This is a genomic window from Botrimarina hoheduenensis (assembly GCF_007859815.1).
GTDB lineage: Bacteria > Planctomycetota > Planctomycetia > Pirellulales > Lacipirellulaceae > Botrimarina > Botrimarina hoheduenensis.
The window spans coordinates 414,473-441,273 of the sequence record NZ_SJPH01000004.1; the positions used below are offsets into that span (position 1 = coordinate 414,473).

Annotated in this window: 20 protein-coding genes; 1 reads left to right on the plus strand and 19 read right to left on the minus strand. The window is 63.8% G+C overall.

What is annotated here, in order from left to right:
- Positions 1-10 precede the first annotated feature (10 nt).
- The 5 genes from Pla111_RS11660 to Pla111_RS11680 form a co-directional block, all read right to left on the minus strand.
- On the minus strand, positions 11-3,313 hold the full coding sequence (locus Pla111_RS11660) for a multiheme c-type cytochrome (RefSeq protein WP_146574532.1): 3,303 nt from the start codon (positions 3,311-3,313) through the stop codon (positions 11-13).
- A gap of 377 nt (positions 3,314-3,690) precedes the next feature.
- Positions 3,691-4,323 carry a hypothetical protein gene (locus Pla111_RS11665; RefSeq protein ID WP_146574534.1) on the minus strand — a complete coding sequence of 211 codons (633 nt, stop codon included), beginning with the start codon at positions 4,321-4,323 and terminating at the stop codon, positions 3,691-3,693.
- A 294-nt stretch (positions 4,324-4,617) separates the two neighbouring features.
- On the minus strand, positions 4,618-5,262 hold the full coding sequence (locus Pla111_RS11670; RefSeq protein ID WP_146574537.1) for a hypothetical protein: 645 nt from the start codon (positions 5,260-5,262) through the stop codon (positions 4,618-4,620).
- 339 nt (positions 5,263-5,601) lie between these two features.
- Positions 5,602-6,246 carry a hypothetical protein gene (locus Pla111_RS11675; RefSeq protein WP_146574539.1) on the minus strand — a complete coding sequence of 215 codons (645 nt, stop codon included), beginning with the start codon at positions 6,244-6,246 and terminating at the stop codon, positions 5,602-5,604.
- A gap of 533 nt (positions 6,247-6,779) precedes the next feature.
- Positions 6,780-7,478: a PEP-CTERM sorting domain-containing protein gene (locus tag Pla111_RS11680; protein ID WP_197524976.1), complete on the minus strand. Its 699-nt coding sequence runs from the start codon at positions 7,476-7,478 to the stop codon at positions 6,780-6,782.
- Positions 7,479-9,233: 1,755 nt separating this feature from the next.
- Here Pla111_RS11680 and Pla111_RS11685 point away from each other — a divergent pair.
- Entirely contained in the window at positions 9,234-11,963 is a 2,730-nt protein-coding gene (locus Pla111_RS11685) for a protein kinase domain-containing protein (protein ID WP_146574543.1), read from the plus strand.
- Here Pla111_RS11685 and Pla111_RS11690 read toward each other — a convergent pair.
- The 14 genes from Pla111_RS11690 to Pla111_RS11755 form a co-directional block, all read right to left on the minus strand.
- Positions 11,921-12,997 carry a hypothetical protein gene (locus Pla111_RS11690; protein WP_146574545.1) on the minus strand — a complete coding sequence of 359 codons (1,077 nt, stop codon included), beginning with the start codon at positions 12,995-12,997 and terminating at the stop codon, positions 11,921-11,923. The two genes, Pla111_RS11685 and Pla111_RS11690, sit on opposite strands and share 43 nt — an antisense overlap.
- A 50-nt stretch (positions 12,998-13,047) precedes the next feature.
- Positions 13,048-13,854, minus strand: coding sequence for a DUF480 domain-containing protein (locus Pla111_RS11695; RefSeq protein ID WP_197524977.1), 807 nt, complete (start codon positions 13,852-13,854; stop codon positions 13,048-13,050).
- Between the two features lie 281 nt (positions 13,855-14,135).
- Positions 14,136-15,494: an outer membrane beta-barrel protein gene (locus tag Pla111_RS11700; RefSeq protein ID WP_231930972.1), complete on the minus strand. Its 1,359-nt coding sequence runs from the start codon at positions 15,492-15,494 to the stop codon at positions 14,136-14,138.
- 484 nt (positions 15,495-15,978) lie between these two features.
- Positions 15,979-16,677: a hypothetical protein gene (locus Pla111_RS11705; RefSeq protein ID WP_146574549.1), complete on the minus strand. Its 699-nt coding sequence runs from the start codon at positions 16,675-16,677 to the stop codon at positions 15,979-15,981.
- 61 nt (positions 16,678-16,738) lie between these two features.
- The gene (locus Pla111_RS11710) at positions 16,739-17,359 is read right to left on the minus strand and encodes a CvpA family protein (protein WP_146574551.1); all 621 of its coding nucleotides are present in this window, start codon (positions 17,357-17,359) and stop codon (positions 16,739-16,741) included.
- Positions 17,360-17,436: 77 nt separating this feature from the next.
- Positions 17,437-19,341 (minus strand): ATPase, T2SS/T4P/T4SS family, encoded by a 1,905-nt coding sequence (locus tag Pla111_RS11715; protein ID WP_146574553.1) that lies wholly within the window; start codon positions 19,339-19,341, stop codon positions 17,437-17,439.
- A 53-nt stretch (positions 19,342-19,394) separates the two neighbouring features.
- Complete coding sequence (locus tag Pla111_RS11720) at positions 19,395-20,543, minus strand: type IV pilus twitching motility protein PilT (RefSeq protein WP_146574555.1); 1,149 nt, start codon at positions 20,541-20,543, stop codon at positions 19,395-19,397.
- Positions 20,544-20,785: 242 nt separating this feature from the next.
- Positions 20,786-21,556, minus strand: a complete 771-nt coding sequence (hisF, locus tag Pla111_RS11725) for an imidazole glycerol phosphate synthase subunit HisF (RefSeq protein ID WP_146574557.1) — start codon at positions 21,554-21,556, stop codon at positions 20,786-20,788.
- Between the two features lie 209 nt (positions 21,557-21,765).
- Positions 21,766-23,853 carry an ATP-dependent DNA helicase gene (locus Pla111_RS11730; RefSeq protein ID WP_315851488.1) on the minus strand — a complete coding sequence of 696 codons (2,088 nt, stop codon included), beginning with the start codon at positions 23,851-23,853 and terminating at the stop codon, positions 21,766-21,768.
- 9 nt (positions 23,854-23,862) lie between these two features.
- Positions 23,863-24,072, minus strand: a complete 210-nt coding sequence (locus tag Pla111_RS11735; RefSeq protein ID WP_146574559.1) for a hypothetical protein — start codon at positions 24,070-24,072, stop codon at positions 23,863-23,865.
- 2 nt (positions 24,073-24,074) lie between these two features.
- Positions 24,075-24,917, minus strand: coding sequence for a thiazole synthase (locus Pla111_RS11740; RefSeq protein WP_146574561.1), 843 nt, complete (start codon positions 24,915-24,917; stop codon positions 24,075-24,077).
- A 21-nt stretch (positions 24,918-24,938) separates the two neighbouring features.
- Positions 24,939-25,139, minus strand: coding sequence for a sulfur carrier protein ThiS (thiS, locus tag Pla111_RS11745; protein ID WP_146574563.1), 201 nt, complete (start codon positions 25,137-25,139; stop codon positions 24,939-24,941).
- Positions 25,140-25,184: 45 nt separating this feature from the next.
- Positions 25,185-25,790 carry a hypothetical protein gene (locus tag Pla111_RS11750; RefSeq protein ID WP_146574565.1) on the minus strand — a complete coding sequence of 202 codons (606 nt, stop codon included), beginning with the start codon at positions 25,788-25,790 and terminating at the stop codon, positions 25,185-25,187.
- A 170-nt stretch (positions 25,791-25,960) separates the two neighbouring features.
- Positions 25,961-26,662, minus strand: a complete 702-nt coding sequence (locus Pla111_RS11755) for a zinc metallopeptidase (protein WP_146574567.1) — start codon at positions 26,660-26,662, stop codon at positions 25,961-25,963.
- Between the last annotated feature and the right edge of the window lie 139 nt (positions 26,663-26,801).

Below are 26,801 nucleotides of genomic sequence, written 5' to 3' on the forward strand. Positions count from 1 at the left end.
GAGAGCTCGGTTAGTAAACGTCAAACTCGACGCTGTAGGGGTGGATGTCCAAGGTGCCTTCGATCATTGAACGCAGCATCTCGGGCGTCGATTCGCACAGCCGCATGAAGTACATCGGCTCGGTTCGGCTCCGCAAACGGAAGCTCAAGCGATAACGCCCGGGTTGCTGAACCAGCTCCCGCGGCACGGTGTACTTGACCCGTTTCTTGCCCAGCGGGGCGATCGAACGCATCTCCATGCGGATAAACGGCGGATGGTTGGTCACCGTCACGGGGATCGCTCCCGGTCGCAGGTGCGCGACCTGGTCGATATCGAGATTCACCGGCAGGTAGAACTCCCGATCGGTGCCTGTCGCGCCGGTGATCAAGAACATCGTCTGCAGGTTGAACAGCTGCTTGTCAAACGGGATCCGGCGGTTGCGCACGTCTACCGAATGGATATCGCACAGGTCGCCTAGCGAGTCGGTGTAGCCGGTCTCCCACAACCGCCGGCCGTCAGGACCGATCAGCACCACATTGGCCCACAACTGTGGCTGGGCCCCCAGCGACGCCGTCGGCAGGTTGTGCCCCTCGTTGAGGTTGGTCACCACATAGTCAAACTCGAGGTCGCGGCCGACGATCGGCGTGTCGCGGAAGAAGGGCCCCTCGACCTTCGAACCGTTCTCCATCACTAGCTCGCGATAACGGCGCTTGGTCTTCAGCCGCTCGAGGTTGTCCTCAACGATATCGCGTGCGTCGCAGCGGTCATCGGCGTCCGCCCAGACCGGGGGAAACCAGCTTGCCACGTTGACCCCCCGGTCTTCTGCCTGTTCGACACGCTCCTCGAACGCTTCCGTGCCCCAGCCCGCACGCCAATCGAACAGCAACCACTCGTCGAGCGTCCATTTGCCCGCGTCTTTGTGCTGCGGAAAAATGCCCGGATGCGCGATCGAATAGCCCGGCCCATAGAAGATGTGGCTGGACTGTTTGCGGTGATTGTTCACCGTCTTGCCGTTGATCTCTGCCACCGGCCCGTAGTTGTAGCCCCCCGCCATGCCCGGCACCCGGCCCATGTGGCATTCCTGGCAGGTGACCCCCTTCTCGCACGCCGGCGACGCGCGGTACTGCTCCCACACCACCTCAAGCTTCACGCCCGGGTGAACCGCCACTTGGTGGCAGCTGGTGCAGGCCTCCGCCTGGGTGAGCTGGTCAAAGAAGCGCCCTTCGCTGTGGATGCCGACTCCCGGCCCCTTCTCCGCGTCGGAGAGCTTCACCTTGTACTCGTCCTTCTTGGCGATCGCGGCCGCTACGCCATCGCCCCCCAGGCCGCCGTAGATCGGTGCGTAGCGATCACCCGGCACGATGTGCCGCTCGCCGTTGCTCTTGCCCCACCGCTGATTCACCCGGTGGCAAACGATACACGTGACCCCCTCACGCGCCGTTTCGGCGAGCAAGCCGACCGGCGTGCTGCGGGCCTCGCCCATCGCGACCGCCACCGGCGAGTGACACCGGTAACAGAAGTGCCCCACCGTGCCGTTGCTCAGCTGCGTCAGCTTCTCTTCAAAGCGGTGGAACATGGGCGAGACAAACGCGTAGGCGTGGCTCGAAACGCTCCACTCGTTGTAGATCCGCTCGTGGCATTCAGCGCAGTCACGCGCCGAGGGGTAGCAATTGCGGGCAAACAGCTCGCGATGCGATTCGTCGGCCGACTTGCCCTCCGCCGCCTTGCGGGCCGCGGCGGCGTCCTGCGCTGCGCTCGGCCCCCCGTGCGGCGAGGCGGGCGGTGAGGCTGCCGGGGGCGTCGGTCCGGCGGGAGCAGCGAACAACGGCTGGGGTGGCACGGTCGGTACCGGCGTGGTTGCTTCGCTCGTGCCGCGCCGGATCGAATCCGGCACAGGCGTTGGCGGAGAGGGGTTCGGACGCGGTAGCGCCGCGGGGGGAGTTGAGCCGAGCGACGATACCCCCGCCCGCGGAGGGGCAGGAAGTTCCTCGGCACCCTGGTTCGGCAGCGTGTCCTGCGGCTGGCGTTCGCGGACGAGGGGTTGCCGTGGTGGGCGGGGCAGCGCCCGACGGTCCGCCGACGGTGCGGACGGCGACGCCGCCTTGGGTTCGCTTTCAGCTGCTTGCGAAGGTGCCGGAACTACGGGCGGAAGCGGGGTCGAGGGCCACAGGCTCGGTCCCGAGGGTTGGCTTGGCTCCGTGGGTTCCTTCGGCCCCAACGGTTCACCTTGCCCCTCGGAGGTTCCTCCGGGCAGACCCTCTACCGATCCCTCTTCCGATCCCTCTGCTTGCCGCTGATCTGCTGGCGCAGCATCGAGGGGTTTTGTCGCAGGCGGGGCTGCACGCCGCTCCAGCGGCCCTTCCGAGCGTGGTAAACGACGCCCCTGCGCTGCGGGTTCCTCGATCGCGCGCGGCTCACGTGTTAGCGACTCGCCGCGCCGGGGATCGGCCCGTCGGCCGTTCTGTTCCGGCGGCAACGGGCTCGCAGGCAAAGGGGTCGGCGGCAACGGACTGGCCGGCCGCGTGCTCGCTTGCGGCACGGTCTTATTCGGAGGGATCCCCGGCCGCGGCAGGGCTTCTTGTGGGAGGGATTCGCGCGGCAGGCCTTCACGCAATAAGGGCCGCGGCTCCGCGGGCAAGCGCTCGCTCAGCGCCTTGTTCTGTGCCGCGGGCGGGGCTTCAGCTGACTGGACTTTGGCCGACTGGACTTCAGTTGCCAGGACTTCGGCCGAGGGGAGATCGGCCGACGGGAGAGCTGCTGGGGGATTGGTGGTCCGATCTTCGGGCACAAACCATCGCTCGGGCGCAATCAGCCACCCCGCGGGGGGCGCGGTTGGTGCCTGCGCGAGACGCATCACAGGCGCGTCCGTGCGGTTCGTACCTCCCGGCAACGCCGCCACCCGCACCCCTTCCACCCGCAACCCGGTGAGCCTTCCCGTGGGGGCGGCTAGCGGCGGGTCGCTCACCTCTTCAACCGAACGGGCCAGGGTCACCCCGTCCTGCGGCAACACCTCTGCCGGCAAACCCTCCAGCGCTGTCGGGCAGACCGCCGAGAGCATGGCGACCTCGGCATACGTCAGCCGCACGTCGGCCTGGGCCGCTGCAGCCGGTTCCGCTGCCGCGACTCGCGGCTGTGGCTTCGCTAGCGTGAGCGGAGCGAAAACCGAGCTGTTGGCGATCGATGACGCCGACCGGTAAGGCTCCTCCGTGAGGCTGGAGACCGCCAACCACCCAACGCGGCCCAGCACCAGCACCGCAAGCGCAGTGAGCCCCCACGCCGCGGCGCGCGAGCGGCGGTGTGGCGTGGTGCTCAACGGCTCGGACGGGGTCCGCATCGCGACGAAGGTCTATCCGGTTGCAACACGCACCGCCCGGGCCGGCCCGCCCGCTAGCCGTGCTAGCGTCCCCCCGGACCGACGCACCAACAGCGCGCCACTACAACGGATCGAACCGGCGCGACCCAGCAGAACCGGATTTCGGAATCCCCCGGCAAATCTTAACAGCCGCGTCCTACACAGACGGACCGCCCGATCAGCAACGAGCCACAAAAAGCCCCCTCGGCGCTGCGGGCGACGAGGGGGCTCGGTGGGGGGCCAGAAGATTATGTCTCTCAGCTAGCTGCGACCTTCTGCTTACGGACCCTTCGGGCTACGGCCCTTCGGCTTACGGGGACCCTCAGCTTGCTGGGTTAGCAGGACACACTGAAAGCGACTCAGCACCAACGTATGCGGCCGCACAGGCAGCCCGCTCCGGCGAGCAGCAGCAGCCCGGCGGCGGGTTCGGGGATGAGCGTGATCGCCTCAGAGCCCGAGGCGCTGAAGAGCATGCCGCCCTGAGCGAATGCTGCGTTGTAGTTGATCGTCGCCGGACCGGTCAGACGGACGAGCAGCGCATCGACAAAGTCGGTCGTCGTGAACAGATTGCTGCCGTAGGCCGCCCGAACCCGCGTGTTACCTGCAGAGATCTGCGTACCAAAGAACAACGATCCGCCGATATCGCCCGGATTGTTGACGGGGAAGAGAACGCCGTTGACGGCTTCCAGGACGGTGGCCCCGGTGATCGTGGCGTCGATCTCAAAGGCGATCGATCCGCCGGCAGCGGTGGGAAACAGTGATGCGTCGGGCGCGATCTGAAAGACGCCGCTGCCGTCCTGGTTGTCTACCAATCGAAAGAGCGGTGCGGCCTCGACAAACGGAGCCACGAGCCCCGAGAAAGCCACCACCAACAGCCGCAGCCCGCCTAGCGAAACTTCCCGATTCTGTGAGCAGGTTATTAGTTCGATCTCGCTGACAAAGGTTAGTAACTCGTGGTCCGCGATCGCGGACCAGATAACGGCGGCCATCATAGCGGTGTTGCCAGCGCGGTAGCAAAAACATTCCGGCGCTCGTTGCCCCCCCTCTCGCAATTCCTTAATGCGTTTCAGACCACTCCGAGAAAACGCCTGTCGGAGCTGGCTGCCTAACACTGCTTGGCGGCCGCTCCGCTGCGGCGCAAATGGCTATTGATGTGAGGCAATTCAACTTGCGCGGCAATCAACGAAAAAACCCTCCCGTCGCAGGATGCGACGGGAGGGTTTTGTAGTAACGAGTGGTACCGAATTGCGTGCGAAAGGTCGCGACGGGCTTCGGTGTCAACCGACTCAGCGACGACGGATGAAACCGCCGACCATCGCCAGAGCGGCCAGCACGGCGCTGGTGGGCTCGGGGATGAAGGTCAGTACGCCGTCAGTAACGGTGCCGGCGATCTCGAAGACCGGGGCGTTGTCGGTGGTCGAACCGAAGAAGAACGCGATGCCGTCGGCGTCCGACGAGATCGAGATGCGAGCCAACAGGAAGTCGGCCTGATCGGTGATCACCAGACCGGCGGCCGGGGCGAACGCGGCGCTAACCAGCGCGGTGTTCGGCGTACCGACGTTGAGGCCCGACGGGGCACCCATGATGTTGACCGCACCACCAACCACGAGCACGCCTTGCGACGACTCAAAGGTGGGGCCGCCCATCGTGAGGAACGAGTCAAAGGCGAGGTCGGGAACCAGACCGACGAACGCAGCATTGGGGGCCACGTTGCCGCCGAAGCCGGCGGTGTTGTAGATGGTGCCGTTGTCCAGCAGGATGTACAGCTGCTGGCCACCGAGCTGGCCGTCGAAGGTGGCCTTGATGTCGTTAACGACGATCGCGCCGGTACCGAGGGTTTGGGGGAAGCTGTCGACAGAGACTCCGGTGACGCCGGCGTTGGCAGCCGAGACACCCAGGGCGACGCACATGCACGCAATTAGGGTACGCATTAGATCAGTTACTCCTCAGAAGATGCTGTTAAGCAAAGGGACCCGCGAAAAAAAACCGGTTGGCTTGTGTCAGACGAGAGGGTCCAGCTACCCGACGCGGTTGGCGTCGTTGTGCCGTACGGACCCGCAATCTTATCCCTGCCTCCCGACAAACAGATAGTAACAAGCAGATTTTTCGATTCCAGCGTTGCTGACCGAATTTTAACAGAAAAGAGCGGGCCCCGGAATTTCTGCCAGGACCCGCTCTCTCATTCTCACCTCAGGCTAGCCGGACGTCAACGATTTTCCTGACGGAAGTTTTCTCGCTATCGCGCCGAACTTGCCCAATCTTACTCACGCTCAGCCACGGGTGCGGACCGCAGCCAGGCCGCAGGTGGCCAGACCGATCAGCAGGGCCGAAGCGGGCTCGGGAACGCCGATGCGACCATTGATAACGGGAATTTCGAACGTAGCATCAGCCGAACCGTCGGTCGTGCCGAAGTAGGTGAACGTGCCGTTGGCGTCGTTCGACAGCGTGATCCGCGAAACGAAGAAGTTGTCGGCGGGGGCGATGTTGTTGCCCGGCGCCGGAGCGAAAGCAACCGACAGGGTCTGAGCGTCGGTCATCGTCAGCGCCCCGGGGGCACCGGGGATGTTAACGGCGCCACCGACCACGAGCGTATCCGAAGCAACCGAGCCGGTGCTACGACCGCCGATACCAACGAACGTATCGAAGGCAAGTTCCGGCACAATGACCAAGAAGGCGTCGTTCGGGGGGGTGTTACTACCGGTGCCGGGGGTGTTGTAGATCGTACCCGAGGTGAGGGTCAGGAAGATCTGCTGACCGCGAAGGGCTGACGTGTCGAAATCAATCAGGATGTCGTTGCTGGTGAAGTTCGCCAGCGAGGCCGGTCCTGGTGTTACATATTCAACATTGACCCCCGAGACACCAGCCGAGGCCGAGGCGGCGGAAGCAAGAACAAGAGCAGCAAGAGCAAAACGCATGGTGTAAATCTCCATCAAGATCGAGAAATCGTTTGAAACTTTTTAAAAGGCAAGATGCCTACACAAATCAATTGGTCATCAAGCGGCGGAGGAGAGAGGCGGCCGACTGGCCGGGCTCACCGAGGCTGATTGATGTTTGCCACCCTGTCACCGGCCGATCGGCCTGGCGAGGAAGAGGTGACTAACTGATCTGCATTAGGCATGTCCTTTCCGGGTCCGGCGAGGCATTCGCCGAGATCCCAAGTTCAACGATTCTCGAAAAGACGGGATTCGCGACTCACTGAAGCGGGGCTTCGAGGTGGGTCGCTTGACCGCGGCTCTCCGTGATCGGGTGATTCAGCGGCCGGCGACGTGCCGAGGGATCGGGGATCGCCGACCGCTGAAACCTGTGCTGTTGTTTCCGAGGATAAGTCGGGGCCCCTGTGAGGGGGCACCCGCGGGGGTTTCCTTCTACTCTAATCAGCCGCGGGCCATCCTGCCCACGGGAGAATCCGAAATTTTGCGGATTCTTAATTCTTCGTGCTTCTTCTTGATCAGACGCGACGGCGGAGGCCGCAAGCGGCAACTCCGGCGAGGGTCACGAGCAGTGCCGAGGCGGGCTCGGGGACGGCGACGCCGACACCAAAGCCCCAGTTGCCCAGCAGGTCGTTCAGCTCGCCGTTATCGACGGGCGAGACAAATCCGTTAACCCACGTCGGCGGGACGGTTGCGGCACCCCAGCTGCCCAGGAGCAGGTTGAGGTCGCCGTTGTCAACTTTGCCATCGGCGTTGAAGTCGCCGGCGACCGCGTTGGTGATGGCACCGCTGCCGTTGAAGTCGAACTTGGTGCCGTTCTGTGCGACTTCCGCCAAGTAGGTGAAGGTGCCGCCGGCGCTGAGATCGACCGTGAAGGCATCAACCGCGGTGCCGGTCGTGAACAGGTTGCTGCCGTAGGCCCCACGAACCACGTTGCCGGCGATGGCGACGCCGTTAAACAGGCCGCCGACGCCGATGTCACCGGGGTTGGCGGTCGGGAACAGAGCACCGTTGGTGCCGGCCTGAATGGTCGCTCCGGTGACGGTCACCGAGATCTCAAAGGCCAGCGAGCCGCCCGCGGCTGAGGGGAACAGCGCGACATCCGGAGCCAGCCGGAACGTGCCCGTGCTATTACCGTTGTTGACGAAGGTCAGCGCCGGCATGGCGAACACCGGCGAGGTCATCGCACACAGTGTCGCAACAAAAGCGTAATTCATGAAAGACATTCGAAGCTCTCCACCCACTAGAGATTGAAACTTGGATCTGAGTTGCCGGGCTTGACGCTTGCTCAAACGTTCTGCGGAACTCGGTACACGATGAATCTTAAAACTGCGAAACTCAAAAAACCTTGGTTCGTCTGACCGAGGAGTTCTTTCGGTGGGCTGGCTTAAAGAGCCGAAACTCTCAGGCCACGGTGCTCACGCTATGAATCGGCTGGGCGACAAGGTAGGGGAACGATCGCTGCTCAGACTTTCGAACCCCATTAGTTACTTTATTGAACTCTGCGTCTCGCTCGGTTTCAAGGGTCTTGCAGCAAGGTCGTTCGAAAAAGTCGCTGCAAGGTCTGCTCGGATCGCGGTTAGCTTAGCTGAGAGAAGATCGAAAGGGCGGGCTGCTGGATCAGGCCTCCGCAGGAAAGAATCGAGATTCCTTCGGGCGGGGATGCTCTCGCGGGAAAGTTGCCTGCCAGTAGGGGGCAACTCGAGATTCGCGAGAGGCCTGACCCCAACGGGCCAGCCAAGCTGCCTCGAAGGGTCCTCTGCCCCGCCGCTGGAAGACGCTTGCAGAACAATGTTCGCAAGGCAGCCGGCAAGGAAGCGTGAGGACTTCTCTTGGCCGAACTCTGGTTGGCGGAAGGCTCAAAAAACTAGAGCCAGAACGCCTTGAGAGCCACCGTGGGCAAGAGCAAGGTCAGCTAAAGAACGATCTTCTCAGTAGCGTCTCGCGGAAGAGCCTTGAACTCGTGAGAGCGAAGGATTGACGGCAGCCGTGTTTTTGCGATTTCACTCTCTACGCTCCGCTCTCAAACTTAGAGAGCCGAAGCCTCACTCTGAAATCACAAACACCCTACTACCCCCAACACACCCGCATTATTGCTTACGGGTTCTCTGGTTGTCAACGAATCGCGGCAAGAACCTGCCGATTTTTCTGACTCCCCTTTTTTTATCGATTGTGCGGCCTTCGGTCCTTGACGAACCGCTCGCGGGATCCACGCCTTGGGGGCGCACGATCCGCACGATCCGTGCCACCTGATCGCGGCCCCCGATTTTTTTATCGCGGCCGCTCAGAAAGTCGAAAATCGCTTTGACTCACGGCTGGCTCCCGCCGTAAGACACTCGCTGTTGCGACGCGGTGAGGCAAACGGCCCCCGCCCAACAGGCTGAGTTTCGTCTGGTCGATCCCGCTCACCACCGTGGAGGAAACCGTTCGCTAGCTGTTCCTGATCCGCCTTGCCTGCCGACCCAACCGCTCGCTGCGTGCGACGCCTAGGGTGGGCCCCCCAAAGCTCAGGTCGCGAAGCAATCGACAACACCAATCACCGTCGCCGCGCACGGTCCGTTAGCGCGTCAAGTCGAACCGGTGAGCCATGGCTCGCCACACCGCCGTCGCCCCCAATGAGCTTGCTCGATGAGGTCCACGGCTTCGCTTGACGGTCACCCGACAAACCCTGGCGTGCCGCCGATGGCTGATTGTTGAAGCCGAACCGTCCAACGCACCGCTTCGCGAGTTTCCCTCGTTGTCTCCCTCTTGAAGGAGCTTTTCGAGACCGACACTGCGTAACGAAAACGATCTCAAGCACAGCGGTTCGCCGCGTAGCCCGGCGTGTTCGCAAGAGCACGCCGGGCTTCTTTTTTTGTGGAGCGGCGTTCAACCTCTTTTTTACTACGGCTGCCGATACCGACGTCGCGCGCGGTGCGGCAATAATGCTATGATTTCGCGGCGTGCGATCCCCGCCCCCTCTAGCCGGAACGATGGCTGACTTCGCCACCTTTGTCTTCACCGATTTGGTCGGCTCGGTCGATCTGAAGACACGCGTGCCGGGCGACACCGCCGCGCAGCGCGACGAAGCCTATGTTCGTCTGGTGCTCACACCGCACCGTGAGCGGATCGAAGCGGGCCTTGCCGACGCCGGCGGCCGGGTGGTTTCGACCGCGGGCGACGGCCACTTCCTGGCGTTCACCGACACCGCTAAAGCGGCTCTGTGGGCCCTTTCCGTCCAGGCCTTGCACCAAACGACGCCGATCGAGATCGGCCGGGCGGCTCAGGTCCGCGTGCGGATCGGCCTGCACGCGGGCGTGCCCCAACGCGACCCGAACGACGAAACCAACTACATCGGCCGCGCGGTGGACTACGCCTCACGGTTGGCAGACCAAGCTTCGGCCGACCAGGTGCTGGCCTCGCGATCGGTGGCCTCGCTGCTGGAAGACGCCGGATTGAGCGACGTGCGACTGCACAGCCACGGCCGGCGGAGCCTGCGCGGCATCGGCGAGGTCGAGCTGTTCGAGGTACTCGGCAAAGGGGGGCAACCCCGTTCCCCGCGCGCTGACGCGGCCCCGCCCGATCAACGCCAGTGGACCGTTTTGCCGGCCACGATGGGGCTCACCGATTACCACCGTGGCAGCACGAGCGGTCTGTCGGCCACCACCCTGCCCCCCCAGAAGCGGCTGGGGAATTACGAGTTAGGAGAACTCATCGGCGCGGGGGGCATGGGCAACGTCTACAAAGCAAAGCACACGCAGTTCGGCCGCACGCGAGCCATCAAGCTGATCAAGCCCGAGCTGATGGGCTCCGGTGCCGGCGAGTCGGCGGTTCGCCGCTTCTATCAAGAAGTCCGCGCTACCGGTGCTCTGGAGCACCCGAATCTCGTCGTCGCGATCGACTCGTCGGCCCCGGATGACGAGCAGCACTATCTCGTCATGGAGTACATCGATGGCGTGGGGGTGGATCGTCTGCTGGCTCAGCATGGACGGCTCGACCCCGGTGCCGCGTGCGAGATCGCACGCCAAGCCGCGTTGGGCCTGGAACACCTGGCGTCGCAAGGGCTTGTGCATCGCGACGTGAAGCCCTCGAACCTGATGGTCACGCTCCGCGACGACCCCACCGCCTCAACCGGCACCCAAGCCGCTAAGCCGCCAAAAACGGCCGTGGTGAAGCTGATGGACCTGGGTTTGGCCCTGCTAGCGGGCAACGACCGCGAACGGGTCACCCGGATCGATCACGGCGGGATGGGCACCGGCTATTACATGTCACCCGAGCAGTGGCGCACCACGAGTGTCGATATCCGGGCGGACATCTACAGCCTGGGCTGCACGCTTTATCACCTGCTCACAGGCGAACCGCCGTTCGCTCAGTCAGACCTTCGCGCGCAAAAAGCGCATGAGCGCGAGTCCCTGGTGCCGGCCAGCCGCTCGTGCGACGCCCCGCCCGAGCTTGACGCCCTGCTCCGGCAGATGATGGCCAAGAGCCCCGAGGACCGACCCCAACGGCCCCTCGAGATCGCGGCAGCGCTCGAACCGCTCGCTGACCGCGGAGCACTGGCAAGACTGGTCAGGATTAGCGGATCGCCTGAAGGTAGCTCCGCCGTGAGCGGCGACACCCGCGCCCCTGCCCAGGCGGCGCTCGACACCCGTCGGCTTACGCCCCGCGGATCCACGCTTTCCAAAGCCGCCGAACGCGCATGGTGGCTCGCCCCGACCGTAGTGGCGATCGTCACGGCGCTGCTGGCACTGAACTTAGCGTGGTGGTTCAGCGATCTGAAAGGCCGCATGGCCAGCATGAAGAGCCGCATGCTCACCCAGCATGAGGACATGCTATTGAAAGAATCGCGCAGCGCCGCACGGCTGCTCGGCAAGGAAATCAACGAGCGGTTTGTAGAGCTGGAAGATCTCTCGAAGAGCGACGAGCTGCGCGGGTGGTTGCGGGCGATCAACGCCGCACCGCAAGACGAATCGCTCTGGAAGGCACCGCAGGACTGGCTCTCGCTGCAAGAATCCGAAGCCAAGTTCGAGACCAACAGCTGGTTTATCCAGAACCGCAACGGCGTGCAGATCGCCCGTGCTCCGCGTGGCGATACCACGGGCGGCAACTACGGCTATCGCGACTATTTCCACGGCAAGGGATACGATTTCGACCCCCAACAGGCCGACTACACGCTGCCCGAACCGATCACAACGGCCACGCTTTCCGCCGTTTATCGCAGCGATAACAGTGGCAAGCTGAAGGTCGCTTTTTCATTGCCGATCTTCAACGGGCGGCAATCCTCGGATGCCCGCGAGGTGATCGGCGTGCTGGCGATGTCGGTCGAGCTGGGCGACTTCACGCTCACCAAGAAAGAGGCCCAGCAAACCAGCGATTTTGACAAAGTCGAAATCCTGCTCGTCGACTCCCGAGCCGACACCGTTGATGCCGGCGGCCCCGGCAAAGCTCAGCGGGGACTGGTGCTGCACCATCCGCGGATCGGCACGGCGGCGAGCCCCCGACGGCTCGATCAGCAACTGCTCGCAACGATGCTTGAACAAAAGGCCCCCGGCGGAAATCGCCTGATCGATGAGGGCTACATCGAACCGTTCGACAACACCGCCAACTACTGGGGGGCATTCGCTCCCGTCTTGCGGGTGGTGCGCGACGATCCGATCGATACGCAGTGGATCGTGATCGCTCAGGAGCCCAAGCCCGAACTCGATGCCGAGCTGGCCGAATGAGCGCGTGACGCCACCGCATGCACCCCCCCGGCGACGGCGTGCTGGGTGAGCGTTACGAGCAGGATCACGAGCACCGCCAGCGGAGCGTCTCCGAGCAGCGCTCCGGCGAGCCCCAGAGCGAGCCCCGTGTTCTTCATTCCGAGCGAGTACGCCCAGGCGATCCGCACCTGATGCGACACCTTGCCCCAAGGGGCAAGCCCCCACCCGGCTACCGCACCCGAGAGGGGCAGGGCCAACGCGGCACCGGCAGCGGCAAAAATTGGTTGGGGGCGTGCTTCGCTAAGCAGTTGGGGCAACGCCGCGGCAGCGTTGGCGTAGTTGAGCAGCAGCAGCGCGAGCGCCGAAGCCAGCGCCAGCCACGGCCCCGCCGCCCGCCGCCCGGCTGGACCCAGCAGCCCGCCGACAACCAGCCCCAAGGCGGTTGGTCCCAACACCCAGACCATGAACATCACGCCGCTCGACCGCACGACAACGGCTTCGGCCGCCGCGGACTGAGCCGCGGAGAGGGTCAGTCCCATGAAGCTCAGCAGCAGCGGCGCAACCCAGGGACACAGGCCAATCGAAATGATCACCAGGCCCAAAGACCACGGGATCGCGCCGTCAGACTGATGGGTCCACGCCACCGCTGAATTGGCAACAGGCATCGCGGCGGCCAACGCCAGCCCTAGCCCGATCGAGACGGCCTGATCGCTCGGCAAGCAAGCCAACAGAATCGGCACTGTGACAATCGCCACCACCAGCGGCACAACCCAACTCCCGAGCAGGGCCAGCAGCAGAGCGAACGGGCGACTGCCCAGCTCTCGTACCCGCGACGCATCGCTCATTGCGCCGCCACAGAGCAGCAGTACCGCGACCATCCACAACGAGAATCGTGCGGCCTCGCCGCCGGAGCCGACCCCAAAGCTGGCGTCTCGGAGCAACAGACCGGGCCCCGGCGCAAACGCCGCCGCCGCATAAGTGCCCAGCAAGAGCACCAGCAGCCAACGCCGGACGATGCCCGAAAGCGTTGCGACGAGGGACGAGGATCCAGACATAGGGGCCGAAAGCGATTTCCCTTGGGAGTTGCGCAACTTACTTTGGTTCGCTAAGCACCAAGCTGATTCTTCAGATCCGCCAGCTCCTGGCGCAGCTCCGCGATCTCGTCGCTCAACTCGATCCGCAGGGCAAGCAGCTCGGCGGAAAAATCGGGCTTAGACCGTTCCGCAGCGGTGGCTGGGGCAGCGGAAGGCTGCGGTGCCGACGCCGTCGCCGCCGCGGGCTGCACCGGCGCAGGGACCGGACGAGCTACCTCGACAGGGGCCGTCGAAACGACCGCGGCAGACGCCCCCCCTGCGGCGAGGGTGCCCAGCCCAAGATCGCGGCGAACCCGATCGAGCTCGCTGCTTGAGTAGTAGCGGTGCGAAACAATCGCGCCGCGGCCCGGGGGTGAGAGGTACTCCACCAATCCCTTTTCGACGAGCGTATCGAGCACCGGAGTCAGCTCGGTGAGCCCCTTGATCGGTTCCATACGGGCGGCCCGGCCGCGAAGCTCCCCAACCGTTTGCGCACCGCGGAGCAGCAACTCGGCGAGGACCGCCAGCTCGACCTTATCAACGCCAAACCACTCGTAGGCGCGGTGCCGATAGCGTTCGACCCGCGACTCGCCCTGCACCAAGGTCAGCGCCCCCTTCTCGCGGAGCGCGTCCGCCACGGTCTCGACACGGTCCTCGTCGAGATCGAGCTGTGGTGAGCGGTTGCTCTTTTGATTGCATCCCGTCCGCAGGGCGTTCGCGCTCAGCGGATAGGCGTCGGGAGTGGTTTTGGCTTTCTCGATCAGCACGCCGAGAAGGCGTCGCTCGTACAGGTCCAGCGTGGCGGTGCGTCCACGGGGTGCTTCGGCAGGGTCGTTCATACGGCTCGGACGGGGGCAAGAAGGGGCGGAGTGCCTATCGTAAGACGCTCGCGCCTCGCGAACAACGCGAGCCCTGCCCCCTCTGCCGGGCATCGGGCCTACCCGCCAATAAAAAAACCGCGGGCCCGCCCGATTGGCGGGCCCGCGGCGAAGGGTCGCGAGCTTTCCTGTTGGCCTTCTTAGCCGAGCTGGTGCCGCCGTGGGGGCGGGATTGGCTCGGCTTCCCCCCCGCGATCGCTCAACCGAGTGAGCCTCGCGGCGGGTTTCTTCTCGGCGATCGCTCAGTAGGTGAGGATCGCGTCGATGCCGAAGGAGGTCTGGTCGTAGTCGTCCTGGTTGGCGAAGCCGAGGTTGGCAGCCGCCGCATCGGACGGGGTGAAGTCGTGACGAATTTCCGGACGAATCACCAGGTTGGCGTGCGGCCGGTAGTTCAGACCGTAGGTCACTTCACCGTAGCTGAACCCGTCCGACTTCCACCACTCCGCACGGATACCGGCGGCCAGGCAGTCGTTGAGCGTGTAGAACAGGTACTGGTTGATCGCCACCTGGTCGTTCGCCGTGACGGCGCCGCCCTGCGAATCGATACCCACCAGGTCGCTCTGGAACACGTAGTTCAGCTTGTCGCTCAGCGTGACGTCGAACACCAGCGAGTGGCTGTAGTCGGTGTCGCCGTCCGGTGCCCCCTGCACGAACCCACGCGAACGGGCACCGAAGTCGCCGATCGTCGTGATGTAGGTGAAGGCGATGTCGTCGGTCAGGTTGGTGCTNAAACCACCGAGGAAGTTGCTACCGTTGTCGAACTGATCGAAGCCGGTGTCCCAGCCCGCGGTCCAGCCGGCGTACACTTCGAGGTTATCGAAGCCGCTGTACGTACCGACCACACCGGTGTGGGTGAACGGCTCGCTGTTGAACANCGTGAGGGCGTGGCTGTAGAAGAAGTTGTCCGGAGCGGTCACGACTTCGTAGCCCACCAGCGTGTAGAAGTGGCCGGCGATGATGCTCCAGTCACCGAAGGCGATCTCACCGTACAGCTGCGGCATGGCCCAGCCGTAGTTGAAGCCCGCGGCACCGTNGCCGTTGTCCCAGCCGTTCTGGAAGTCCCACGACCCGGGCGGGTTGCCGAAGGCCTGGGTCTTCTGGGCGTCGATGCCGTACATGACGTCGGCACGGAAACCCCAGTCCCAACCGCAGCAGGGGGCTTCAGCGACCTTCTCGGCCCAGAACCACTGCTGGTGCAGGTTCAGGGAGTCGGGGCGGTCGTTGAACGACAGGTTGTCGTTCGTGGCCTGCGAGAGACGGTAGTTGTTGTTGTGGTAGCCCACTTGGGTCCAACCACCGAAGTCGATCCCGTAGCAGTTGCACGGGTCGACCGCACCCTTGAGCGTCCACGCGTCGCCCAAGCAGCAGGGGCCCAACAGCGAGCCCAAGCAGCACGTGTCGCCACATCCACAGCACGCGTCGCCGCAGCACGCGTCGTCACCACAACCGTCGTCGCAACCGCATGACGGTTCGTCGCAGCAGGCCGGAGCCTCGCAACAAGTCAGTTCGTAGTCGAACGCCGTCTGGACCGCGGTATCGGCGTGCGCAACAGCGCTACCGAAAGCGACCAGAGCAACGCCCATAGTCCATTGAAACTTCATTACCTTCAGCTCCTTCTTGGGGGAAAGCTCGCGTCCATTACGCCCGCAACTACGAACCCGAGACACGCTGTCTCCGATGAAGCCGCGGCGATAAATCTCACGCCTGATCGATCGTGATATCGTCGGGCCTCTTCCCCGCTGTCCACGACGTTTGGAGCGGTGAGACCAAAAATCGAGCGCACGTAGGCCCCGATTGAGAAGCTATGACGGCTGTTCGGGCGGTGCCGACCGAGGGCTAGCAAGCGGTGGGAAAAGCCGCACGCCAAGAATTCCCCATTTTGCCTAACCGGCAACCCGATTGAAGCGGGGACGGAGCGTTCAATCGCTCTGAAACCGTCTTCCCTCAAGCGCTGATCGAGCAGGAAACAGCCCGCCTGCGTCGGAGCGTTAACGAGGCGGATCCGAGCCGAGCGATCGTGTGCCCCGAGCGGGCGCGAGGCAATCCCGAGATGCGCAACAAGCGTTCGCGCTCTCGCGGCACGGGCTAGTAAGAGATCGGGGCGATCGAGTACTTCGAGACCCACCAGGAACGGGGCCCGCTCAGCCGGGGCGAGCTGCGTGTCAGCTCCAACAAGACCCGCTGCGAAGGAGCATCTTCGACCGCGGGCAGCTCGTAACGGCGCGTGATGGTTTCCAGGCCTCCCGGTTTAACACCGATCGACGAGGCGTCGAGGAACTGAGCCTCTCCGCCTGCGAGCGTTTGAATCGCCAGGTCGGAACGAAACTTATCGAGCTGTCCGCGGGCCTGTTCATCGGACTCGTAATAGAGCTCCGCCAAATCGTGGCTGGGCCGGCGGTAGCGAAGCCCCAGCGTGAGCTCATAAGCCGACACGAAATCTTCCGCGGCGAGCGCCTCGACAAACCGATCGGCGATCAACTCGGCCGAGGATTGATGCAGATGCTGGCTGACCCGCGTGCTAACCTGGACCGCCATGAACACCGCCACCGCCAGTGCTAACCCGGTCACCGCCAGATTGCGTCCGGTAAGCGTTTCGGGCGATCGGGCGATCGAAGCGGCGGCCACCAACGAGATCGCCGCGGCGATCACCGGCAGCGCGATCAGCCACGGCTCAACCAGCGCAGCGCAAGACAGAACGCCCATTACCAGCCCCGTTACCGCAAGCGGACTGAGCGAGCGATAAGCGAGTTCGTCGTCGGGGTCGATCGGCTCGTAATCCATCATGCGATCGAAAGGGGCAACTTGGGGGGCTAACAGCTCATTCGAAATCGAATGTGCCGGGCGTTTACTTGCGATCGACCAGCACGTCGGTCATTTTCTGGAACGAATCGCGATGCTGCCCAAGGGTGAAGACATAGATCGCCGGCGAGAAGCCGCTGCCGCCGAGTCGGTCGGGAGAGAGCGCCGTCTCGGCCAGCCTCAGCCAAGCAACATCCGGACGTGAGAAGACCGAAAGGCCATCGAGTTCCGTTGCGACGGCATCAACCGTTGTACCGGTCGGTTGCAATTCGGGGAAGAAGTCGGTGGCCCCCAGGGGTGCCGCATGGAACGTGGCCATGGTGAAACAGGCAACAAGCACCGCGGCCACGAGCCCGACGATCGGGCCGCCGATCGGATTGATCGGCTCTTTGAACCGCAGCCGCCTCGGCGACATGACACCCCCCAGCCCCTTCAGCACGCCTACGACCAGCGCAAAGACCAGCCACAGCACGACGAAGTCGAGCAGATAGGTGTAACTGCCTTCGGTCGCCTCGTCGATCATCACAACGATCGGTTGATAGATGCCGAAAGCGGTAAGCCCCCCCACGAGCAGCGTGAACAAGGCGATCAAGTTGGCCCACAGGCCCTCGCGCACCATCATCGCCAACGTGGCGAAGAGCACGATACCAAAGATGGCGTAATACATGGGCTGCGAACAAACGCTCGTGAGGAATCAGTGATGAGTAGCGGGGAGTTATGCCCGCTCAGAACGTCAGAACTCGTTTAAGTCGTGAGGATGCGGCTCAATTCTTCGACCGAGGTCTTGCCGCGGGCGATCAGCAGCGCCCCCTCTTCCTTCAGGGTCCGCATGCCGGCCAGCCGTGCGGCCTTGCGCATCAGGTCGAGCTTCGGTTGCTTGAGCAACACCTGGCGCACCTGATCGTCCACGATCAGCAGCTCGAACAGTCCGGTCCGACCAACGTAACCGATCCCTTGGCACGTCTTGCACGGTTTTTCGATCTCTTCCGCTTTAGGCGCGCGGTAGAGCTTCTCGACTTTGGCCTTGGGGATCTTGAGCTTCGCAAGGAGCTCGGCCGAGGGCTCGAACTCCACCTTGCACTCGTCACACAGCAAGCGGATCAGCCGTGTGTTGAGCGAGGCGAGTGCCGTGCGGGCCAGCTCGCGATGGGGCAACTTCTTCTGCAGCAGCCGCAGCAACGCCTCGGGCGCTTCCTTCGCGTGGGCCGTAGTAATGAGCAGTCGATTGTGCTCGACCACCTCGTTCATTAGCAGCTTGGCCGATTCCTCATCGACCACGTCACGCACGACGTAAACGTTGGGGTACTTGCGTGACAGACTGGGAATGAGCTTGGCGGGGTTCTCTCCCTTGGCCGGATCGAACTGGTGCGGCTCGATGTTCTCGATCTCGCGCTGCGGGTCGTCCGTGGATTCGATCGCGACGAAGTCGCGCATCAGCCGATCGGTCTCGAGCAGAGTGACGTCCGTCAGAGCGGTCAGCCCTCCTTCGGGCATGGCCGAGACGACGATCACGCCCGAATCGGACAGCGTGGCCTCGAGCATCTGCTCGCGGAGCTTCTCACGCATGCCGAGCTGTTCAAAAGTGGAAAAGTCTTTGGTGGCCCCTCCGCGGAGCGAAACGACCACGCGTTCGCCGGTCTTCACACCTTGGCTGACCACGCGGCAATCGTACTTGTAGCCGTTGTATTTGGCTCCAAAGACGCCTTCCTGCTTCTTGCGACGTTCTTTCGTGCTGAGATTGGCAAGCTGCTTCATCACGGCCAGCAGCACGTCGCCCGACTCGCGGTCGCGCGGTTCGCTGTTGTGCCAGACGCCGTCAATCAGCCGCCGGATCGAGACGGCCTCTTGCCCGTAGTCGAGCATCGTACGAATCGCCCGATCGTCAGACATCTCCGAGACGAGCTCTTTGACCAGCACATAGCCGGGCGACTGTCGCGCGGTGAGCAGGTTGGCTTGGTTGATGCGGTCTTCACCGCCACGAGCTTGGATCTCGACGGGCGGGCCCTTCAGATAGCCGGCTTGTTTCTCGGCCCCCAGGTTCAGGCCGACACTCTTGCCCGCCTCGGCGACCTGGAAACGGAACCAGTCGCTTGTAAAGACTTTCTCGTGCGGCTCGACCGAGCGGTTGTGCTTGGCCGCGTAAACAAACAGCGGGACCAGCCACGCCAGCGTCAGCAACAGGTAGCTCACCAGGAAGCTGGGGATCACCAGCAGCAGCCCCATCGCGATCGCAAAGGGGAAGGCCGCCACCGGGTTCCACAATCCGTAGCCCAATTCGTAGTACTGTGCGTCGCGGTTGACCCAATCGCCCGTGCGGGCCCAGGCCAGCAGCGCGAGCACCACCAGCAGCAGCTTCGGCCAGGCGATCGAGAGCGACTTGTTGCGGAGGATCGAGTGCTCGTCGTTCCACTTATCGACGCCCACTACCGGTGCCGGTGCGGCGTCTCCTTCAGCGGCGGCGGCGTCTGCAGTGGGTTCAGCTGCGGCGGCCAGATCGGCATCGGCGGCGGGTTCGGCCGCGCCCCCCGAGGCACGGCGTCCTCCGCCTTCGATCTCCTCGTTACGGATATTGTTCGCTTCCAGCACATCCGCTAGTTGCGCACTGGCTGGCGTGCCGATCGTCGCTATCCAAGCGATCGTCGCGAGCAAGACGAGCCCGCGAAGGCCGAACCTGGGGGGTGTAGCGCTTCGTAAAGTCTCGATCACAGGATACCGCCCTGGGAAACGTTGATCCCCTTCAATGCCATCTTCAGTGCTTCTTGGTTGGGAGCGACTTCCATCGCGGTCGCGCGATCGATCAGTTCTTTGTCCACCAGGTCTTTGAGGCTTTGCGTGAAGTCCTGCATGCCGTCTTCGGCACCGATGCGGATCGCGTCGGGCAGCTTCTCGTCGCGCTCTTCGAGCACCAGTTTCCGGATCGTCGGTGAGAAGGTCATGATCTCGACCGTCGGCACCCGGCTGACGCCCGGCTTGATGCTCTTGAGCAGCTTCTGCGCGACGATGCCCTTCATGTTGAAGGCGATCGCGCTGCGCAGTGCGGGGTGCATGTCTTGCGGGAAGAGGTCCAAGATGCGGCCGATCGTCGTGGCAGCGCTCGACGCGTGAATCGTACCGAACACAAGGTGACCGGTCTCGGCGGCGTGGATCGCGGTCATAAAGGTTTCGCGATCGCGCATCTCGCCGACCAGGATGATATCGGGGTCTTCGCGGACGGCGTGTTTCATGCCGACCTCAAAGTCGATCACGTCCAAACCCACCTCACGCTGGTTGATGAGGCATTTGTCCTGGGTGTAAACGAACTCGATCGGATCTTCGAGCGTGAGGATGTGCTTGCGATAGTTGCGATTGATCCAGTTGAGCATCGAACCGATCGTCGTGCTCTTGCCCGAACCGGTCACGCCGGCCAGGAGCACCATCCCCTGGTCGTACTTGCAGAGCGTCTCGACCGAGGGGGGCAGATTGAGCCCCTCAAAGTCGGGGATGAAGCTGTTCACACGCCGGGCAACCAAACCCATGTGACCGAGCTGCTGGAGCAGGTTGACGCGGAAACGCCAGTTGGTTTCGTCAACGAGCAGGGTGTGCGCGAAGTCGGCACCGCCGTCGCGATCAAAGATCTTCCGCTGACGGTCGTTCATCAGCGGCAGCAAGAGACCCACCATCTCCTCGTCGCCGATCGGACCCCGATTCATCGGGCGCAGCGTGCCGCCGACGCGAACCATCGGGGGAATGCCAACCTTAAGGTGCAGGTCGCTCCCTTCGAGCTTCACGCACGCCCGGAAGAGCTTGTTGACCTCCAGCTCTTGGGTATTCGGGATCAAGCCACTCTTGATCGCATCGGCGGTGCTTGCCATAGACGGGACAGGAAGGGCTGGAAGGCTGCGGACGGGCTCAGAATCTCACGACCGCCGAGGGGCGGTCGCGGCAAAGCTTCCAGTTTACACCGAACCGCGGCCTAAGCGAGCGGGGTGCGAATCGCCCCTGCTTCGCCGTGTTCTGAGCCCCCGATTGCCCGCACCCCGGAGGCGACCTTACGGTCTGGCCCGACAGGCACGAAATCTCCTGCCGAGCGGCATCGCAACCAGAATAGCCGGCGTTAGAGCCTCACCGGCACGCCGCACTCTGCCATGATCTGCTTGGTCTGGGCGATCGTGAACTCGCCAAAGTGGAAGATGCTGGCCGCCAAAGCCGCCGAAGCCTTGCCCTTGAGAATGGCATCGGCCAGATGCCGCGGATGCCCCGCACCGCCGCTGGCCACCACCGGCATGCCCACGGCTTCGGCCACGGCCCGGGTGATCTCGAGGTCGTAACCGTCTTTCGTTCCGTCGGCGTCCATGCAGGTCAGCACGATCTCGCCCGCCCCCAGGCTTTCAACCTCTTGAGCCCAAGAGACGGCATCGAGGCCGGTCGGCGTGCGTCCGCCGGAAATAAATACTTCCCACTTCTCGGTCCCGTCCGGCAGACGGACCCGCTTGGGGTCGATATTGACCACCGTCGCGCACGCTCCGAAGGCCCGTGAGACCTCCTTGATCAGCGCGGGCGTACGGACCGCCGCCGAATTGATGCTCACCTTCTCAGCTCCTGCCTGGATGAGTCGCCGCGCGTCTTCCAGCGTACGGATACCGCCCCCAACGGTGAACGGCATGAAGCACTGCTCGGCCACCTGCCGGACTATATCGGCTGTGATCTCGCGGCTTTCGTGGCTGGCCTTGATATCGAGAAAGACCAGCTCGTCGGCCCCCTCAGCCTCGTAACGCTTGGCGACCTGGACCGGGTCGCCCGCATCAACGAGGTTGACGAAGTTGGTCCCTTTCACCACCCGGCCACGATCAACATCAAGGCACGGGATTACGCGAGCGGCGAGCATGGTTATGAAGGGGCCCGTACGGAGGCACCCGATCGGAGGGGCAAGGTTGCTTAGAGCGAATGAGGGCGAGCTCGTTAGCGAGCCCTCTAACTTAACCGCCCCCCGTTGCTGACAAGAGGGGCAACGATCCGCCCGTAGCCAGCCCACTGCGGTGTGGCATGACTTGGCAGGGCGCGGCGTGGCTTAGCTTAGCTTAGGAGGAAATGCCCTCAACGCGCAGCGGCCGTCTCGCGGCGACAGTCCGGCAAGCTTTCCAAGAACAGCCGGCCGTACGCCTTCGTTTCGATGCGTGGGTCAAGCACCACCACCGTCCCGCGGTCACGTTTGGTACGGATCAAACGTCCAAAGCCTTGCTTGAACTTCAGCACCGCTTCAGGAAGCTGATAGTCGGCAAAAGGGTTGCCCCCTGCGCTGCGGATCGCTTCTAAGCGGGCCTCCAGCAGCGGCCGATCGGGCACGCTGAACGGCAGCTTGGCGATAATCACAAGCTGCAGCGCGTCGCCCGGCACGTCGACCCCCTGCCAAAAGCTGTCGGTCCCCAGCAGCACGCTGCGCGGGTTCTGCTTGAACTCCTCGACCATCTGCGAACGCGGCATGCCGTCCGCTTGCGAAAGCAGCCGCAGGTTCCAGTTGGCCAACCAACGCGTCAACCCGCTCGCGACACGGCGTAGCATGTCGTAGCTGGTGAACAGCACGAACGCCCGGCCGTCGGTCTCCGCAACGTGGTGCTGAATCCGTGCGATGCACGCGCGCTCGTAGGCCTCACGATCGGCGGTGGGGTCGGGCATGTCCGGATACGTTACAAGCCGCGCTTGTTGGGCATAGTCGAACGGGCTGCCCAGCTGGATCGCGTCGCAGTGGGTCAGTCCGATTCGCGCCTGGAAGAAACCGAACCGGTCATCGCGCTGCGCCGCCACCGGCTTTCGCCCCGAGCTGGAGGTCCCCGTTGACGAAGAACCCGCGCGGGCGTCGCCACCAACGGCGAGCGTGGCGCTGGTAAGAATCACCGACGGCACGGTGTCGAAGAGTTGCTCGCGGAGCGCCGGACCGATGTCGAGCGGCGCGGCCCCAAGCGCAACGCGCGGCAAGCCACGGCGTGTCTCGCGGGCGTCCATCCAGTAGACGCTGCCCGACTCCGACTGGGTCCGCCACACCTCGAGCGCCCCGGCGAGGGTCTGCAACCGCGCGTGAGCCGCGGTGTAGTCTTGGCGTTCGACATCGTTGTTGAAGGCATCGCCGGCGCGCTTGACTTTGGTCGCGAGCGCCAGCAGCTCGGCCGACAGACCGGCGTCAACCAGCTCGGGCTGTGTGACCCGGCCGTTTTTCGGACCGCGCTGAGCGCCCCACTCCCACAGCGTCGCAAAAAAATCGTCCGCAACAACGCGGCAACGATCGACCTGACGCATGGCGTCGGTGAGCTTGGCGCCGACCAGCAGTCCCTTTTGAGTGCGATCGTTGTAGAGCCGATTGAGCACGTACTCGACCTGGCTTGCCGTGACGCTCAATCCCAGGTGGTCGCCGGCGACCGCTTCCACGGTGTGTGCCTCGTCTAGCACCACCACGTCGTAATCGGGCAGCAGGCTTACCCCGCTGCGGCGTAGCGCGATATCGCTGAACAGCAGCGCGTGATTCACCACCAGCACCTGAGCGTGCTGCATCCGCCGCCGCGCGGCGTAGTAATGGCACTTAGCGTGTGTGGGGCACCGCCGGCCCAGGCAGTTGCCCGAGTCGCTGGCCACTTCGTCCCACACGATGCCATCGGGCGAGAAGGGGAGATCCGTAAGCGAGCCGTCGGTTGTCTCGGCAGACCACTTCTTAAGCTCGCGGAGCTGCGCAACCTGCTCGTCTTTGTCGAATAGCGTTCCGGCGCGCGCCATCGCGGCCTCGAGCCTGCGGAGCGAAACATAGTTGCGCCGCCCCTTCACGAGCACCGCCGAAAAGTCCCGCGGGATGACCGCGTTCAAGAGCGGCAGGTCTTTGTCGAGGAGCTGCTCCTGGAGGGCGATCGTGTGGGTGCTGACCACCACGCGGCGGGGGCGTTTCGCACCGTCAGGCGTTGTCGCGGGCGGAGCATCCTCGGGTTCGGTGGCGGCGAGAATCGCCGGCACGAGATACGCGAAACTCTTGCCGACACCGGTGCCCGCCTCGGCAACCAAATGACGGCGATCACGGATCGCCCGCGCCACGGCTTCGGCCATCGCCAGCTGCTCGGGGCGCTGCTCGTAATGGGAGAGCCGGCGGGCGATCGCGCCCTCGGGACCCAGGATGTCAGCAACGTTCAGCGGTCGGTCGCTCACCAGAGAATCTCATCCCCAAAAGGTGGCGATGACAGTGATAACGCAACAAAGCAACGCGAAGAGTGCGAAGAGGAATTGGCCGTGCACTTCAAAATCGACTTCTTTCGCAAGACGCGGAGGGTCTTCGTGAGGATCACCACGGCGGAGGGTGTCTAATCTTTCTGCCAACCAAGCGAGGCGGCGGTGTGGTGCCTCATCGCTAGCAGGGAGCAGAAACATGATCACTCCGGCTGCCAGGTGATGACCCCTTCATCGGGGCTGCTGGCGGTAGCGTAGAGCCGCTTGGGGATTCGCCCGGCGAGGTAGCTATCGCGGCCGGCTAGGCACGCTCGGCGCATCGCCTCAGCCATCCGCAGCGGATCGCGAGCGTGCGCGATTGCCGTGTTGAGCAGCACGCCATCAACGCCCAGTTCCATCGCAGCGGTGACATCGCTCGCCGCTCCGACGCCCGCGTCGACAATCACCGGATACGTGGGGTCTTCTTCCTTGAGATACTCCAAGCAGATCTTCAGGTTGTTGGCGTTGAGCACCCCCTGCCCCGATCCAATCGGGCTGCCCGCGGGCATGACGCTCACCGCTCCCGCCAGTTTGAGCCGTTTGGCGACCACCGGATCATCGCTCGTGTAGACCAGCACCTGAAACCCGTCCGCAACCAACTGCTCGGTCGCGCGGACCGTCTCGATCGGATCGGGCAACAGGGTCCGCTTATCCGCGAGACACTCCAGCTTGACCCAATCGGCCCCGGCGTTGCCGAGATCGGCAAGGATCTCGCGGCCCAGCCGGGCGACCCGCACCGCGTCGTCAGCGCTGAAGCAGCCGGCCGTGTTTGGCAGGATGGTGTACCGCTGCGGATCGATGTGATCGAGCAGGTTCTCACCCTGGGCATCGATTAGCCGATCGCGGCGCACGGCGACCGTCACACAGTCGGCACCGCTGCGGCGGAGGGCCTCGCCCATTTGCGCATAACTAGCGTACTTGCCCGTGCCGACAATCAATCGGCTGGCGAGCGTGTGCGTGCCGACTACCAGCGGCGTATCAGTAGCAGATTCGGTAGCGACAGACATCACGATAGACCAGGGGAAGACTCAGCCGCCGCCGACGAGCGTCACGACTTCGATACGATCACCGGGCTCGAGCCCGGTGGCGGCGTGCTCGGCACGCGGGACAACGGTCAAGTTGCGTTCAACCGCGACACCCACCGTGCGTACCTCGAGCATTTCAAGCAACCCGGCAACGGTCAAACCGTCGGGGGCCTCGAGCTGCTCACCGTTTACAAACAGCGTCATAGGGCGGAGGAAGCGGGGGACGATGGGACGCAGCTCGCGAGAGCCTCACTGGTCGCGGACGAACTGGCTGCGGAGCTGACCGGCACCGATCCTTACGAACGAGCCTTTCTGAGGCTTTCCCGCGGCGTACAGGGCCGGATTCCAGGGGACGGCGTAAGCCGCCATCTGGCCGCTAGTGGCTTCGACAATATAGAGAATCGTGTGGCCGAGTCGCCCACCCGCCTGCCGCAGGTTGCGGGCTTCACCGGTCACCATCAGGTACTTGGCGTTCTTGACGCCCGCGGCCCCAAAGTCGCCCGTTACGTTGTACTCGAACAAGCCGTTGAATCCGGCCTGGCGTTCGTTGATGACGGCCCCTTTTAGGTCGCCGGTGAGAAAATCAAGGAAGAAAACGGCTTCGAGCCCCTCGTCGATCGTGCCGGTCGCGAGGACGAAGTTCTCTTGTGCAACGCTGGCGCTGGCGTGGGCCTCGATGGCGGGCAAGAGCGACCAGTCGAGCGTCCCAGCGGACGAACCCGCCGAACGGCCGACCGCATAACCCAGCCCTCCGGCAACCAACAGGCCGCCGAGAGCCACGGCTCCCGCAATTGCCAGCCAAGGCTTGGCAGACGTGGTGGCACGGAATAAAGACGCGCTTGTCGGTTCGGACATTCCCCAGCTCCTGCAACGGGCGCTACTTAGCGGATCGGCGGCTCTTCGTGGCCTATCTTGCCGATCGTATCTCCCCCACCGCCACAGGACCAGCCGAGGAAGCCGCTTGCGGACCGGTAGTCCTCCCCCCCGCTCGCCCCGGAAGCACGACTCGTGTGGCAGCGGGTCGGTCACCGATTGTTGCTGCTGCCGGCGTACCGCATCACGTAGTACAGCAGCGTAAGCACCGCTTGCAGGGTGGCGGCCACATAGGTCCAGGCGGCGGCGTTGAGCACCCCGTTCACATAGCTCATGTCGGCCTCGGAAACGATGCCGTAGCTGACGAGCTGACGCTTGGCACGGTTGCTGGCGTCAAACTCGACAGGGAGATTCACGAGCTGAAAAAACACCACCGCGGCAAACGCGACGATGCCCGCCAGAAAGAGGGGCTTGCCCAGAACGCTGCCCATGCCGGTCAGAATGATCCCGCCGAAGAGCATCCAGGTGCCCGCCTGGCTGCCGAAGCCTGCTAGCGGAACCGCGGCATTACGCACCACCAGCGGGGCGTAGCGCTTGGCGTCTTGCAGGGCGTGACCGGCCTCGTGGGCGGCGATGCCGACCGCCGCCAAGTTCCGGGCTCCGTAAACCCCCTGACTCAAGCGGAGCACCTTGTCGCGCGGGTCGTAGTGGTCCGTTAGCTGGCCCGCGATCGGCTCGATCCCCACGCTCTGCAAGCCGGCTGAATCCAGCAGATGACGTGCCGCGGCAGCACCTGAGAGCTGCGCCGGCACGCGTGAAGCGGCGGCGTACTGGCTCTTGACCCGCCACTGAGCCCAAAAGCCTAGCAGCAGCGCCGGAGCGATCATCAAAAAGAACAGCGGGTCGAAGATCATCTGGTTGTTGTAGAAAGAAAGTGAAAAGGGGAGGATAGGTAAGACTCGCGTTTGCCTTCGTGCTGGCCAAACACCTGGCAGCAACCTTTGGCTACGCGGGAAGGACCGGGCGGGTTCGTAAGGCTGCCCGCCAGCCAAC